The sequence below is a fragment of the Jeotgalibacillus sp. 10bf12 genome, assembly GCF_055597105.1.
Genome location: NZ_CP200276.1, coordinates 2,005,411 through 2,021,078, shown reverse-complemented (window position 1 = coordinate 2,021,078; position 15,668 = coordinate 2,005,411). Strand labels below are relative to the sequence as shown.

The 15,668-nt window shown below is 42.2% G+C and carries 13 protein-coding genes; 5 read left to right on the top strand and 8 right to left on the bottom strand.

Annotation, left to right across the window (positions count from 1 at the left end; translation table 11 throughout):
* Window positions 1-342 precede the first annotated feature (342 nt).
* Both DH10bf12_RS10520 and yjfP read right to left on the bottom strand, forming a co-directional pair.
* Entirely contained in the window at window positions 343-651 is a 309-nt protein-coding gene (locus DH10bf12_RS10520) for a metal-sulfur cluster assembly factor (protein ID WP_039808436.1), read from the bottom strand.
* Between the two features lie 60 nt (window positions 652-711).
* Complete coding sequence (gene yjfP, locus DH10bf12_RS10515; protein WP_471735255.1) at window positions 712-1,476, bottom strand: esterase; 765 nt, start codon at window positions 1,474-1,476, stop codon at window positions 712-714.
* 129 nt (window positions 1,477-1,605) lie between these two features.
* Between yjfP and DH10bf12_RS10510 the strand changes: the two genes are divergently transcribed.
* Entirely contained in the window at window positions 1,606-2,418 is an 813-nt protein-coding gene (locus DH10bf12_RS10510; protein ID WP_471735254.1) for a Cof-type HAD-IIB family hydrolase, read from the top strand.
* 207 nt (window positions 2,419-2,625) lie between these two features.
* Here DH10bf12_RS10510 and DH10bf12_RS10505 read toward each other — a convergent pair whose 3' ends face one another.
* Entirely contained in the window at window positions 2,626-3,519 is an 894-nt protein-coding gene (locus DH10bf12_RS10505; RefSeq protein ID WP_471735253.1) for a YitT family protein, read from the bottom strand.
* Between the two features lie 203 nt (window positions 3,520-3,722).
* Between DH10bf12_RS10505 and DH10bf12_RS10500 the strand changes: the two genes are divergently transcribed.
* Both DH10bf12_RS10500 and DH10bf12_RS10495 read left to right on the top strand, forming a co-directional pair.
* A complete protein-coding gene (locus DH10bf12_RS10500; RefSeq protein ID WP_471735252.1) occupies window positions 3,723-4,586 on the top strand; it encodes a DegV family protein in 864 nt (287 codons plus the stop codon).
* A gap of 13 nt (window positions 4,587-4,599) precedes the next feature.
* On the top strand, window positions 4,600-5,952 hold the full coding sequence (locus DH10bf12_RS10495; protein ID WP_471735251.1) for a CoA-disulfide reductase: 1,353 nt from the start codon (window positions 4,600-4,602) through the stop codon (window positions 5,950-5,952).
* A gap of 14 nt (window positions 5,953-5,966) precedes the next feature.
* Here DH10bf12_RS10495 and DH10bf12_RS10490 read toward each other — a convergent pair whose 3' ends face one another.
* From DH10bf12_RS10490 to DH10bf12_RS10470, 5 genes are all read right to left on the bottom strand, one after another.
* Window positions 5,967-6,998, bottom strand: coding sequence for a LacI family DNA-binding transcriptional regulator (locus DH10bf12_RS10490; RefSeq protein ID WP_471735250.1), 1,032 nt, complete (start codon window positions 6,996-6,998; stop codon window positions 5,967-5,969).
* 49 nt (window positions 6,999-7,047) lie between these two features.
* Window positions 7,048-8,592: an alpha-amylase family glycosyl hydrolase gene (locus DH10bf12_RS10485; RefSeq protein WP_471735249.1), complete on the bottom strand. Its 1,545-nt coding sequence runs from the start codon at window positions 8,590-8,592 to the stop codon at window positions 7,048-7,050.
* A gap of 80 nt (window positions 8,593-8,672) precedes the next feature.
* Window positions 8,673-9,515, bottom strand: a complete 843-nt coding sequence (locus DH10bf12_RS10480) for a sugar ABC transporter permease (protein WP_471735248.1) — start codon at window positions 9,513-9,515, stop codon at window positions 8,673-8,675.
* A complete protein-coding gene (locus tag DH10bf12_RS10475; RefSeq protein WP_471735247.1) occupies window positions 9,515-10,825 on the bottom strand; it encodes a carbohydrate ABC transporter permease in 1,311 nt (436 codons plus the stop codon). Before DH10bf12_RS10475 ends, DH10bf12_RS10480 begins: the two co-directional genes overlap by 1 nt.
* A gap of 93 nt (window positions 10,826-10,918) precedes the next feature.
* Entirely contained in the window at window positions 10,919-12,193 is a 1,275-nt protein-coding gene (locus DH10bf12_RS10470; protein WP_471735246.1) for a sugar ABC transporter substrate-binding protein, read from the bottom strand.
* Window positions 12,194-12,459: 266 nt separating this feature from the next.
* Here DH10bf12_RS10470 and DH10bf12_RS10465 point away from each other — a divergent pair, with 266 nt between their 5' ends.
* On the top strand, window positions 12,460-14,208 hold the full coding sequence (locus DH10bf12_RS10465; RefSeq protein WP_471735245.1) for a glycoside hydrolase family 13 protein: 1,749 nt from the start codon (window positions 12,460-12,462) through the stop codon (window positions 14,206-14,208).
* A gap of 60 nt (window positions 14,209-14,268) precedes the next feature.
* Entirely contained in the window at window positions 14,269-15,609 is a 1,341-nt protein-coding gene (locus DH10bf12_RS10460) for an MATE family efflux transporter (protein WP_471735244.1), read from the top strand.
* Window positions 15,610-15,668 lie beyond the last annotated feature (59 nt).

Sequence of the window (15,668 nt, the reverse complement as noted above, 5' to 3'; positions counted from 1 at the left end):
GTGTGGTTGTTAATGGAGGTAGGAAATGATCTGTATACTGTGGCGGAGGAGGTGGGCGGTGATGGCGGTGATTCGATCACCTTTTCCCATTTATCTATCGGCAATTGAATTTATTCTGACACCATTGACATTAATTCGGAGCTCATCACCGTCGGGCAGATTTTATCTATCAATTTTACTGAGGATTCCTACAGCTAGCACACGGATTACATCACCTTTTTCATTATTAGGCCGCACTGCAATCGGTCACCGGCAATCTGCCCGCTTCCTCAACAGCTACATACTCCGACACAGCAAAAACCGCCGAACCCATCAAAGGGTTCAGCGGTTTTATTTTTTTGATCACGTAATCCCTAATGCAATTTTAGCGTAGCGTGACATATTGTCTTTGCTCCATGGCGGGCTCCATACAATATTTACATCTACTTCTTTCACTTCAGGTACATCTGCAAGTGCTGCTTTTACCTGGTCAACGATCACCGGTGCAAGCGGGCAACCCATAGATGTCAGTGTCATTTTAACTTCTGTATTTCCTGCATCGTCCATAAATACATCATAGACAAGGCCTAAGTTTACGATATCAATGCCAAGCTCAGGGTCAATAACCTGTTCAAGGGCACCCATGATGCTGTCTTTAGTATCCTGATCCATCCAATCACTCCTTTAACGCTTTGTACTTATCATAACAAAAAAACGCTACAACTGAAACTGTCATGATTGCATATGCAGATCAAACCACTTTACTGTTTCAAGCAAACCTCTTCGTGTCACTTTATGTCCTTCTGTTTCTTCCGTAATAAATCTCAAATAATCTTTTTTATCATAAGACTGATGAATGGATTTGAAGAAAGCATATGTCGGCTCATAAGGAACGACTGTATCCGCTTTTCCATGCCAGAACATCAGTGGTCTGTTATTCAGTTTTTCAGGATGAAGACTGAGATCATATTCTTCAAGCACCTTCAGCTGTTCATCTACTTCTTCATCGCTCATCGGCAGCTTGAAGCCATTTCTTTCAAAGTGCTGAATCTGTGCTTTAGCAAAACCAACATAAGCAGGAGAGCCCATTAGACTGACCCCGGTGTGGATCCAATCATAGCGCTTTAATGAGCCAAGTGTCGTTATTCCCCCCATTGAAGTACCCGCAACTCCAATACGGTTTTCTTCAGCATACCCCTGACTGAGGAGCTCCTGCTTCATGGCACCCAATTCCTCTATTGATCTGACAACAATCTGCCAGAAGCGCGTACTCATGACCATTTCATCAGAGCCATCCGACCTGGCACCATGGTAGGCTGCATCCGGAAGCACAACATTAAAGCCTTTTTCTGCTAAAAGGTAGGCATAGTGAAGATTGTGTTCTTTCGCACTCATGAATCCGTGAAAGAAAAAAATGACTGGAGATGTTTCATTCTGCATATTTTCAACCAGTAAACATGGTATACCTGCAATTTTTCTGTTATGTATTTCGATCAACGCTGATGCTCCTCTCAATCCTTTTCGCTCATATATTATCACATAACCAAATTGTGTCATACTATTTCACCTTATTTGAAACGAATGATACAATTGAATAAGGACTTAGAAGCGAAGGAGCGTATTCCAATGGATAAACATATAATTGCACTCGACCTTGATGGTACTCTACTGACAGATCAAAAAGTGATTTCCGAAAGAACGAAGAAAACGCTCTTAAAAGCAAAGGAAGCAGGTCATGAAGTCATGATCGCTACCGGCAGACCTTTCAGAGCCAGCGAAGCCTATTATAAAGAGCTTGGACTGCATACACCAATTGTTAATTTTAATGGTGCATATGTCCACCACCCTCTTGATCAGAGCTGGGGACTTCATCATGAGCCAATGAACCTGAATGTTGTAAAAGATATCGTTGAAGCAGTGCATGATTACGAATTTCATAACATGGTCGCAGAAATTCTTGATGACGTCTACCTTCATTATCATGATGAAAAGCTGCTGGATATTTTCAGCTTCGGTAACCCAACCATTACAGCAGGAGACCTTAGAACCTATCTGCCAGCCAATCCAACAAGTTTATTGATTCATGCTGATGAATCGCATGTGGAAAGTATCAGGAGCCACCTGAGTGAAGTTCATGCAGAAGTTATTGATCATAGACGCTGGGGTGCACCGTGGCATGTAATCGAAATCGTCAAATCCGGTCTGAATAAAGCAGTCGGACTTAAAAAAGTGGCTGACTACTACGGCATCTCCAAAGACCGCATTATTGCCTTTGGAGACGAAGACAATGATCTTGAAATGCTCGATTACGCAGGTCTTGGTGTCGCAATGGGCAACGGCATCGACAGCGTCAGATCAACAGCCAAACATATTACAGGCACCAACAACGAAGACGGCATCTCATTATTCTTAGAAGACCGGTTGAATATTAAAATCTGATGAAGATGAATGTTAGATGTTTCAATCGTATGAATTGAATCAGAGGGGAACGGAGCGTAAGGCGGCGACTCCTGCGGCAGGAAGGGACGTGTGAGGCTATGGCGGAGCCTGCTGGCTCACCGCCCGGCCGCGGAAAGCGTCCGCCTGAAGCGAAGTGAACCGGTTACAGATAAAACGGCTGCCTCTATAATAGAAGCAGCCGTTTTTCTAATCATCTTTTCTAAAGAATCCGAAGATCCCGGTCGTCTGAATGATATTTGTAAACGCATGAGGATCTGTCTGATGAATAATCCGCTCAAGCTCAAACAGCTCATATCGTGTTATGACCATAATCAGCATTTCCTTCGGGTCATCTGCAAAAGCACCACGTGCCGGTACAATTGTAATTCCCCGGACCATTTTGTCATGAATCGCCTTTTTCAGTACTGACGACTTGTCAGTCACAATCATCGCAGTCAGCTTTTCATGCCTTGTATGCAGCGCATCAATCATTCTGGTGGATGCATATAATGTCACGAGCGTATATAATCCTTTTTCCCATCCGAATAATGCACTTGCAAGCAGGATAATCCCTGCGTTCATTGCAAAGAAATAAATGCCAACCGGTTTATCGTTCATTCTGGATAAAATCATTGCAATAATATCCATACCTCCGGTGGAAGCACCCCACTTGAGTGTCATTCCTACACCGACACCAGCAATAACACCACCGAACACAGCGTTTAACAGGATATCCGGTGAAACTTCCACGACAGGAATGATTTCAAGCGCAATAGTGGTAAACCCTACTGAAATCAGACTGTAAATCGTGAACATCTTCCCTACTCTAAACCACCCCAGTATAATGGCCGGAATGTTAAGAATTAGCAACAGTATCCCTGTTGAGATGAAAAACGGTGTGAAATCAAGAAGAATATTAGATAAAAGCTGAGCCATTCCTGTAAAGCCGCTTGCAAAAACATTCGCAGGTATTAAGAACAGGTTCAGTGCTACAGCATTTAAAATCGCACCTATAATGACAACAGCAATTTTTTTGGATTCAATCCAGATATTCTCTTTCGATACATGCGCCAGGCTAAAGGCATCTCTCGTCTCTGCCACGATTCACCCTTCCCTTCTATATCATTTATTTATACTTTACCTAATTTACCCGTCAATACACTAATCTGATTGTAAATTCTTCATTTAATCGCTAAACTTAGAAGTATGACTAAAGCTTTATAAAAACACCTGCTGAAGGACGATGCGCGGGACCGCAAACACTTCAGGCGAATACCACAACCAAACAAAAAGGAGCTACTAAAATGAACATTCAACTGATTGCTGATAGTGCTAGTGATTTACCGGGCGAATTTTTCACAGAACATAATATAACACTCCTTCCACTTCATGTACATATTGGAGAAGAAGAATACGAAGATATCGTATCAATTAAGTCAAAAGATGTATTTGACTCGATCAGACAAGGCGGTCATCCAAAAACTTCACAGGCGAGTCCAAAGAAAATGGAAGAAGTTTTTACAGACCTTGCTAAATCGGGTAAAAAAGGATTATATATTGCCTTTTCTTCACAGCTGTCAGGGACTTATCAGACTGCCGTTATGATCAGGGATCAGGTAAAGGAAGAATATCCTGCGCTCGATCTGACAATCCTTGATACTAAGTGTGCTTCTCTTGGATATGGGCTGGTTGTAGTAAAAGCAGCTCACATGCTTTCAGAGGGGGCAACATTTGAGCAAATTGAAGAAGAAGTGAAATTTCAGTATGAGCATATGGAGCACCTCTTTACGGTGGAAGACCTTGATTATCTGGCAAAAGGCGGACGCGTGTCTAAAGCCTCTGCATTCATCGGGGGCTTATTGAATATCAAGCCGTTACTGCATGTTGAAGACGGGAAGCTTGTACCGCTTGAGAAGCTTCGCGGCAAAAAGAAGCTGATGAAGAGAATCATTGAAGTAATGAAGGAACGCGGCGATCAGCTTGATCAGCAGATGATCGGGATCAGCCACGGAGATGATGAAGCACTTGCTGAAGAAATGAAGACGATGATTGAGAATGAGTTCGGTACAACTTCATTCTTTACCGGTATGATCGGTTCGGCAGTTGGTGCGCACGCAGGACCTGGTACGCTGGCAATCTTTTTCCTGAATAAAAAATCTGCACATTGATTGGATTGATTAGATGACGAAGAAAGTGCTGGTAATTGGTGGAGTCGCAGGAGGTGCCACTTTCGCCTCACAACTGAGAATGCTTGATGAGCAGAGTGAGATCATTGTATTTGAGAAAGATGGAACCATGTCTTTTGCAAATTGCGGGATGCCCTATTACCTTGGGGGCTTTGTTAAAAAAAGAGAGCACCTGATTGCAGCTACACCTGAGTCCTTCCAGGATAAGAAAAATATAGAAGTTCGGATCCGTCATGAAGTGATCCGAATAAACAGAACTGAGAAAACAGTGACCATAAAAGATCATATTAAAGATGACACCTATGATGAAACCTATGACAAGCTTGTTTATTCCCCTGGTGCAATACCAATCGTTCCAGATATCAAACATCTGAATAGAGGGAACTGCTACAGCTTGAGGTCATTTAAAGATATGCTCAAACTGGATGAGCATATCTCTAAACGCAATTATCAGTCTGTCTGTTTGGTTGGTGGCGGATTTATCGGGCTTGAGATGGCTGAGAATATGAAAGCGAGAGGGATTAAAGTTCATCTTGTTCAGCGGTCTGCACATGTACTTAACCTCCTTGAGCCTGAATTTTCAAAAGCGCTTGAAGAAGAGCTGGTTGAAAACGGTATAGATCTTCACTTGTCATCAACAGTGACGCAAATTAATGAAGATAAGTCGCTTCAGCTTTCAGATGGAACTGTGATTGAAGCGGACTTTCTGCTGCTTGCAGTCGGTATTAAACCGAATAAACACCTTGCTGAAACAGCTGGACTGTCAATCGGTTCTACAGGCGGTGTTTGTGTGAATGAATATATGCAAACGGATGACCCTGATATTTATGCGATTGGTGATGTAATCGAGTCGGTTGATTTTATTACAGGTGAGCCGAAGCAGGTGCCACTCGCCTGGGTCGCCCACCGAGAAGCCTATATTGCAGCAAGACATATGACCTATGATCCGATTCCCTTTAAAGGAATTTTAGGTACAGCTATTTGTAAGGTGTTTGAGCAATCTGCCGCTGTTGTTGGTCACAGTGCATCCTCACTCAGGAAAATGAATAGGACGTTTGAAACCGCAGACCTAACATCGAAGCAGCACGCAGGCTATTATCCCGGTGCATCTTCCCTATCGCTTATCGTACATTTCTGTCCTGATAGTGGAAAGATATATGGTGCTCAGGCAGTCGGACAGGGAGCAGATAAACGAATTGATGTCATCAGCACAGCCATTTCCGGACATCTAAGTGTTCTTGACCTGCAGACCCTTGAAATTGCTTACGCACCACCCTACAGCGCACCGAAAGATCCTGTTAACATGATTGGATATAAAGCAGTTAAAAAAATGAACATAAAAAAATAAGAGCAGTGATGCTCTTATTTTTTTACGTATTCAGTTGAAAACCTCTTCACAATTTTATGAGGAACCGTCACTCTGTGAGAAGTTTCTTCTTTCTTTTCCACACAGTTAATCAGTTGTTTTGATGCTTCATATCCAAGCTGAAATATATTAATATCGACTGAAGTAAGCGGCGGTCTCGACATTTCAGAAAAGAGCACATTGTTAAAGCTGATAATAGAGAGATCCTCAGGAACTGATATTTCAAGCTCGCTTAATGTGTTTAAAACACCCAGTGACATTAAATCATCTGTCACTAACAGCGCTGTCGGGCGGTCTTGTTCCGGCAAATCCATCAGCGCACAAATGGCATCCTTCCCGCCTTCGAGCAGAAAGCTTTCATGCACCGTATAGGATTCACGATAAGGAATGCCCGCTTTTTGCAGTGCTTCTTTGTACCCCTGAAGTCTTTCCATTGTCACAACCAGCTGCTTATCACCGCCGACAAAGGCAATTCTTTCATGCCCCATACCAATTAAAAACTCTGTTGCATCAAAGCCCGCGCTGACGTTATCGTTATCTACATGAGTAATACTGTCAGCCATTTTATAAGGCTTCCCAATCATGACAAACGGAAAATTCCGCTCCTGTAAGTATGAAACGATTCTGTCTTCCACTTTGGAGTACAATAGGACAACGCCATCGACCCGGCCGCCCTGTACCATCTGGACAACACCATGATAAATATCATCCTCACTTTTACCTGTAACAAGCTGAAGTGCATATTGATGCTCGTGTGCACCCTCGTTCAGCCCTCTTAACACTGTTGGGAAGAATGGGTTTTGAAAAAACACATCTGATGAACCCGGGGTGACTAGTCCGATCACCTGCGTTGCCTGATTGGCAAGACTTCTGGCTATAAAATTCGGATGATAGCCAAGAAGATCCATCGCTTCCCTTACTTTCACTTTCGTCTTTTCACTGATTCTCGGATTATTGGCAATCACCCGAGACACAGTGGACGGCGCTACATTTGCAACTTTTGCTACATCTTTAATCGTGACAGACATCATCGTCACCTCCTGTGATTACGCTTACAAATTGAGTAAAATCAAAGACTTAAGCCTTTGATTTTCTATTCCCTTTTTTCTTCATAAATATGAATAAACCGATGAAGAATATCCATACAGCAGCAATCAATGCTAAAAAGCCGTAATTAATACCTGTTTCTTCTGCAACGACATAGATCTCTGCCACTTCACGGTCCATCACAATTCTGAACTGATCATTTTCCGGCCTTACAAGATCTCCACCAAGCAGACCGCGCAGCTCGCTATCATCCGCAAAATCGGCAACCGGTAAATCCACGGTCTGTGTTTCACTTGTGTTGTTAATTGCAATGACACTGGTCTCATCTTCATATTCTCGTTCATATACAAGCATTCCCTGCTCATTATAAAGCACATTCAGTGTGCCTCTTGTTAATGAAGGAAGCTCCTGTCTCAGTTCACCAACATCAGCAATATAATCCTTCAGTTCTTCATCAACGTTAAAGTCCATAAGTCTGCGGTTATCGGGATCCTCACCGCCATCAAGCGCGATTTCAGAACCGTAATACATGATCGGAATTCCTGGTACTGTAAACATAAAGACGGTTGCAAGCTCCCATCTGGTACCCGGGAACATATTATTCTCGGCAGCAAGCCTTGTGAAACGGGACATATCATGGTTATCGATAAAGTTACCCATTAAATAAGGATTGTCAAAAAACTGCTGATTGTAATCCCAGTAGTTGAACAAACGGTCTGTTGACTGATCAACGGTCTGAAAAGCCGTTCTCATCTGTTCAGCAAGCGGGAAATCAACAAAGCCGTCAATGCCGGTATCAGCATATTCAGCAATTTTCCTTACATCAGTATCATATACTTCCCCTATTAAATAGAAGTCATCTTTTACAGACTTTACTTCAGAGGAAAATTCTGTCCAGAATTCAGCAGGTACGTGCTTGACTGTATCAAGCCTGTATCCGTCAATATCAGTTTCCTCAATCCACCATTTAGCTGCATCAAATAAGTATTCCCGCACTTCCGGATTTTCAGTATTCAGATCCGGCAGTCCGTAAATCCAGCCGTTTTCAAGCTGTTCTGGATCATTATTATCTCTGATCGGCTGTTCTTCATGGTACCAGTCTTCTTTTTCAGGGTCAGACACCCACGGATGGGTCGGCGCCGTGTGGTTAACAACAAAGTCCAGAATGACTTTAAGTCCTCTGTCATGGGCTTCATCTACGAGCGTTTTAAATTCTTCGATTGTGCCAAAATGTTCTTCTGTTTCGTAAAAGTCATCAATCCAGTAGCCATGATACCCGTTTTCTTCATTAGAAAAGACAGGCGTCAGCCAGATTGCAGTAAATCCCATGTCTTTAATGTGATCCAGCTCATTGATAACTCCCTGAAAGTCACCACCGTGGTACGCAAGAGGATCCTGCGTGTCCACTGTAAAGTCATTTGAGGTATCACCATTTAAAAAGCGGTCCACCATCAGAAAATAAATTGATTCGTCCTGCCACATTCTCTCTTCCTTTTCAACAGCGCCTGCTGAATTCAAAAAAGCGCTATTAAAAAGGAGGATAGTGATGAGTAAAAGAGCGCTGACTCTTCTCACCTCTGCCCCTCCTCCTTTAACGGAATATTTTCCGAAGTTACGTAAGCTATGTGTCTGTAAGAATCAATCAGTATCAGTGATTAACCTTTTGTACCGCCGGCAGTCAGTCCTGAGATCAGGTAGCGCTGGGATAAAAGATACACAAGTGCGATCGGTACAGCAATCAGAATAGATCCTGCAGCAAATCGCGTGAAGTTGTTATCGAACTGATTACTGATAAAGTTGAATAATCCGAGTGCAAGCGTAAAGTTGTCAGGATTTCTGAGAATAATACGCGGCAGCAGGAAGTCAACAAATGGTGCCATGAAATTAAATAAGGCTACAACGCCGAGGATCGGCTTTGCAAGCGGCAGCATAATTTTGAAGAATACGCCTAAATGCCCGGCACCATCAATTCTTGCAGCTTCATCAAGCTCCTTAGGTATTGTATCAAAATATCCTTTTACGAGCCAAGCATTGAACGGTATTTGACCGCCAATATAAATCAAAGTAAGTCCAACTAGTGAATCAAGCAGTCCAACCATGTTCAGCATGACGTATATTGCGACCATTCCCATGATGACCGGGAACATCTGAAGCAATAGGAATGCATAAAGCCCGTATTTACGTCCTGTGAACTTATAACGTGAAAATGCATAGGCTACAAAAGATGTCAGCACAACTGAGAAGAAAGCATTCGCAATTGCAACAATGACACTGTTTTTATACCAGAGCAGATAATCACTTGATGGATCTGTAAATAACCATTTGTAGTGAACGAGTGACCAGTTATCCGGAATCAACTGTGCTGAATAAAGACTTGTTCCCGGGTTAAGCGACATACCTACAGTCCAGAGAAGAGGATAGCCGATAATAACAGCCATGAACGCAAGGAATAGATAAATCAGCGCAACTTCAAGATTGGATTTCATTTTTTTACTCATTAAAGGTTCCCCTCCTCTTTAAATGATCTTGTTCTTCTGAACTGGAAGAAGGCAAATCCTGTAACGATTAATCCAAGGATTAATGTAATGGCAGCTGCCATACTGTACTGGTTCAATTCAAACGTCAGATCAAATACCCATGAAATCAGAATGTCTGTACCGCCCGCATTTTGACCACGGACAGCCGGTCCACCTTCATTGAATAGATAAATGATATTGAAGTTATTAAAGTTTCCGGCGTACTGCATGATCAAGAGTGGTGCTGTAGCATAAAGTACGTGCGGAAGTGTAATGTTTCTGAATTTCTGCATTCTGCTTGCTCCATCAACGTCTGCTGCTTCATACCAGTCTTTAGAAATACTCTGTAAGATACCTGTGAATAAAGCAAAAACGAATGGGAATCCAAGCCATGTCTGTATCATAATTAACGCAATGCGTGTCCAGAATGGATCCTGCAGCCACGGAATGGCCAGGTCAAACATTGCGAGAACTTCCGTATTTATCGCGCCGAAACGATCGTTAAACATTGCTGCAAAAACAAGGATCGTAACGAAAGCAGGTACTGCCCATGGAAGAATAAGAATTGTCCGGATTAAACGTTTGAATTTAATACGCGGATCGTTAACAAGCAGTGCAAGGAAAAGTCCAAGTGCAATCTGAAGCGTAGTAGCAACTACTGTCCATACAACTGTCCATGTGAAAACACTAATGAATGTATCCTGCCAGATATTACTGTCCCCTGCCCCTGTTCCAAAGAAAAGACGGCCAAAGTTTTCAAATCCGATCCAGCTCAGCAGATTTCTCGGCGGCTGGTTATACTGCGTGTAATCTGTAAATGCTAAAGCAATTGTAAACATAAGTGGTAATACAACGATAAACACAAGCATAATTAAGCCCGGTGTTACGAAGAAATAAGGGAAACCTGTATCCCATATATTACGCAATGCCTGTTTGAATGTCGGCTTTTTTTCGCCGTCTCTCAGGCGTATTGCATCTCTTTTAGCATCTTTCACGTTCGCTATGTAGAGTGTAATTGCAAATGCAATCAAAACAAGTGCAACAAGTCCATAGATTAATAGAAATACTGAATGATCTGTTCCTGCAAGTGTACCGAGCGTCATAATGCCCCAGATACCATAATTGATAAACTGTCCAAGCGTCAGGATGAAGGAAACTTCAAGAATAATAAACAAAGTACCCTTTACATATCTGCGGTTGTACAACTGACCTAAACCTGCAAGAAGGATTGAAAGAATGACAGCTAATTTGGGGTTATGGTTCTTTTTAGCTGTTGGATTAGCAGTTGACATGTCATCGCCTCCCTAGTGAGCGTTTCGAAAATCTTCTCTATAAAGTGAGTGGATAGAAGGAGGGAATCCTTCTATCCACCATCGTCATGAATATTATTGCTGTGCAGTTGCGATATTGTCGCGGATCTGCTGTACAGCTTCGTCAAGTACTTCCTGTACATCATCACCCTGTGCGATGAATAGAAGTGCATTGTTAATTGGATCCCAAACCTGCTGCATTTCAGGAGTAGATGGCATTGGTGTACCATACTGAATCTGTTCTGCAAATGGTGCGATCAGTTCGTTAGATGTTACCGCTTCACCTTCAAGTGCTGCCTGGTTAGCCGGAAGCTCGCCTGCACCTTCATAGTATGCTGTAGAGTTTTCTTCATTTGTCAGGAATAATGCAAGATCTGTTGCAGCATCTTTGTTCTCTGAGTAATCAGAAACCATCCATGATTTAACACCTACGAAAGATGTAGCATTTGTACCGTCAACTGTTGGAAGAATTGCAGATCCAAGGCTGTCGCCAAGTGCTTCTTCGTAAGCCGGGATGTTCCAAGGTCCAGTGATTGCAACGCCGACTTTACCGTCTGTGAATAGACCGTTCATGATGTCAGGGTTGATTTCAACCGGGATATAGCCATTTTCGTACCATGACTGGATCAGTTCTCCACCAGCTACAGCACCTTCGTTGTTAAGACCGATATCCTCTACGTCATAAGAACCGCCTTCATTATTGAAAACGTATGCGCCATTAGCGCCGAAGAAAGGATATGAGAAATAGAAATTAGCAGCTTCCATCAGGAAACCATACTGATCTGAAGCAGCATCTGTCTGCTCTTCAGCAATTGCCATAAGCTCATCCATTGTAGCAGGTGCTTCTTCAACAAGATCTTTGTTGTAGAACGTACCATAAGTTTCAACTACAAGTGGAGCTCCGTAGATTTCACCATCATATGTTACAGCATCGATCGCTGTTTCTGAGTAAGTACTTTCTGCTTCACCAAGATCGATTGGTGATGCAAGTCCCTGAAGGACGATGTTACCGATACGGTCATGCGGCTGGAAAAACAGGTCAGGTCCGTTACCTGCAGGACCATCAAGGTTAAGCGCTTCCACCTGATCAAGCATGTTCATAGGTGTTACGTCAATTTCAATACCAGTTTCTTCAGTGTACTTTTCAAACAATGTATCAAGTACAGCTTTTTGTTCTTCGCTGTCATTTACCCAAACGCTAAGTGATTCAGGCTGATCGCCGGCTTCCTCTGAATCTCCGCCCCCGCTGTCATCAGTAGAACCGCCAGACTCTTCACGATCCGGTGCACAAGCTGCAAGGACACCAATTAATAATAGTACCATTGCAAAAAACGATAGATACTTTTTCAACATTGACCCCTCCTAAAGGTGTTTATCATTTGTCTGTACAACCGTTTGCACAACAGAATAAAAAATAAAACTTAAACGCTTTCATTTATTCTGTGAAAACGATTGCACAACCTACTTTTATTATAATCAGAATTTAAAAGATTACAATACTTTTTTCAAAGTTTTTGCAAATTGTGACGAAAATATTTCGGGAACCGCAGATTGACAAGAAAATCTCTTTGGCATAATGTTGTAATCAATTCAACTTAACAGGAGGCTCTCACCAGATGAATAAAGCAGCTGTCCACCATCGTGCCGATCGCTCGATGGCCTATTCAATTAATAAAGACGAAATGCAAATCAGGCTGAAAACAGCAAGAAATGACATTCAACAGGTAAAGCTTGTGCATGGAGATCCATATGACTGGACGAATGATAAGTGGAATTTCATTCAACTTGAGATGAAGCTTGCAGGCTCAGATGAATTGCACGATTATTGGGAGGTTAACCTCACTCCTCCATTTCATCGCCTCCGCTATGGATTTGTTCTATCTAATAAGAAGAAAAGTGTCTTTTATGGAGAAAAGAACTTTCATTCCGCCTCTCCTGAAGACATCGGAGAATATTTCTGCATGCCTTATATGAATCAGGCAGACTTATTTGAATCGCCTGAATGGGTACATAACACTGTATGGTATCAGATCTTTCCTGAACGCTTTGCAAACGGTGATCCTTCATTAAATCCCCCGGCAACAATTCCCTGGGCAAGTGAAGACCCGAAAAGAGATTCATTCTTTGGAGGAGACCTGCAGGGCGTAATTGATCATCTGGATTATCTCGAGACCCTTGGTATAAACGGCATTTATTTCACCCCGTTGTTTGAAGCATCATCCAATCATAAATATGATACGATCGATTATTTTGAAATCGACCAGTACTTCGGTGATAAGGAAAAGCTGAAGGAACTGATTGCTGAATGTAAAAAACGTGGCATCAGAATCATGCTTGATGCTGTGTTTAATCACAGCGGCTTTTTCTTCCCTCCATTTCAGGATGTGCTTGAAAAAGGTGAAAAATCAAGATATAAAGACTGGTTTCACATCTGGGACTTCCCTGTCCAGACAACACCGGAACCGAATTATGACACCTTTGCATTTACATATATGATGCCAAAGCTGAATACAGAACATCCGGAAGTGAAAAATTATCTCCTTGAGGCCGCACGCTACTGGGCTCGCGAATTCGACATCGATGGCTGGCGCCTTGATGTTGCAAATGAAGTGGATCAGGCATTCTGGCGTGAATTCAGGGCAGAAGTAAAAAAGATCAACCCTGACCTTTATATCCTGGGTGAAGTATGGCACGATTCAATCCCCTGGCTGCAGGGAGATCAGTTCGACGCTGTGATGAATTATCCCTTCACAACGAATGCGCTCCAATTGATCGCCAAGCGTTCTATCTCAGTGAAAACATTCGTTGAAAATATGACAAAGGTTCAATATATGTATCCTTCACCTGTTAACCATGCTGCTTTTAACCTTGTGGGAAGTCATGACACACCAAGAATCCTCACAGAATGTGATAGGGACGATCAACGGGTAAAACAGATTATGACATTATTATTATCTTACTATGGTACTCCATGTATCTATTACGGAGATGAGATAGGACTATCCGGCGGAATGGATCCGGGATGCAGAAAATGCATGGAATGGGATGAGCATAAACAAAACCGGGATCTGCTGAATTTTACAAAGAAACTGATTTCACTTCGCAAAAACGAACCGCTCCTGGCAAATGACGGTGATCTCTCATTTTATGAGATTAGTGAGCATACGCTGATTTTAAAAAGAGAAAACGAACAGTCAGCAGTCTTTATTCTGATCAATCTGTCTGATAAAAAAGACACTGTTAAAATACCTTATTCTTTAAATAATCGAAAAACCACTGACTTAATCAGTGGAGAAGCTCATAAATGGAAAAAGGGAAAATTCATATTAAAACCACAGGAAATTAAATTGGTTAAAGTTCATTAATAAAAGACTGGGGCACTGCCTCAGTCTTTGATTGTGTAAAACCGGAAAGAAGGTCTAACCTTGAAAAGCTCCACAAAAAAATTAACACTTTTTGCACTGACCTGGCCGATCTTTATTGAGATTTCACTTCATATGTTAATGGGTAACGCAGATACACTGATGCTCAGTCAATATTCAGATGACAGCGTTGCAGCAGTTGGGATCTCTAATCAGATTCTTGCACTGATCATTGTCATGTTTGGGTTTGTTGCAACCGGTACTTCTATTCTTGTTGCCCAGTACCTCGGAGCCGGGAAACAAAAAAGTGCTGCCGAGATTGCCGTTGTGTCGATTGCTGCTAACTTGTTATTCAGTCTGATCTTGAGTATTTTGCTCTTTATTTTTGATGACAAAATTCTCCTTCTGATGGATCTGCCTCCTGAATTACTTCCTGAGGCGACGATCTACCTTCAAATTGTCGGCGGACTCTCGTTTATTCAGGCAGTGATTATGACACTCGGTGCAGTACTCAGAAGTTACAGTTTCACCAAGGATGCCATGTACGTCACGCTTGGAATGAATGTTGTCAATGTACTCGGAAACTATGTTGTGATCTTCGGAGCGTTCGGATTTCCCGTACTCGGCGTTGAAGGCGTTGCATATTCAACTGCAATTAGCAGGTTTTTAGGTTTAATTGTTTTATTTATCCTGCTGGTTAAACGTATTGATGGCGGCCTGCCATTCTTTACTTTATTTAAGCTTCCCTTCTCCCATTTGAAGAATTTGCTGAAAATCGGCATCCCTTCAGCAGGCGAACAGCTTTCTTATAATGCCTCTCAGCTTGTGATCACAGCTTTTATCGCTTCTCTTGGTACAGAAGCGATCACAACGAGAGTCTATACGCTGAATATTATGATGTTCATTTTTCTGTTTGCCATTTCAATTGGTCAGGGTAGTCAGATTCTGATCGGCCATATGGTAGGTGCCGGCAAAATTGAGGAAGCCTATAAACGCGGTATTAAAAGCTTAAAAATTGCCATTTATATTTCATTTGGTATGGCTGTATTATTTTCAATCTTCTCAGAAACACTGCTCGGGATCTTTACAGCAAATGAAGATATTTTATTTTTAGGCTCAGTTTTAATCTACCTGACAATTATTTTAGAACCAGGCAGGAGCTTTAATCTCGTGATGATCAACTCTCTAAGAGCTGCGGGGGATGTTAAGTTTCCAGTATATATTGGCATTTTATCCATGTGGGGAGTCGCAGTATTTTTCGCTTATCTATTAGGGATTGTGTTCGGCCTCGGACTGATAGGTATATGGATTGCATTTATATTAGATGAATGGCTCAGAGGTATTCTCATGTTAAGAAGATGGCGATCAAGAATTTGGATGCAAAAAAAGTTTACCCAAACCTAAAACGCTTTCATTGAAGCTCTCACTCAGGTGAGGGCTTTTTATATGTTATAAAACCTCAC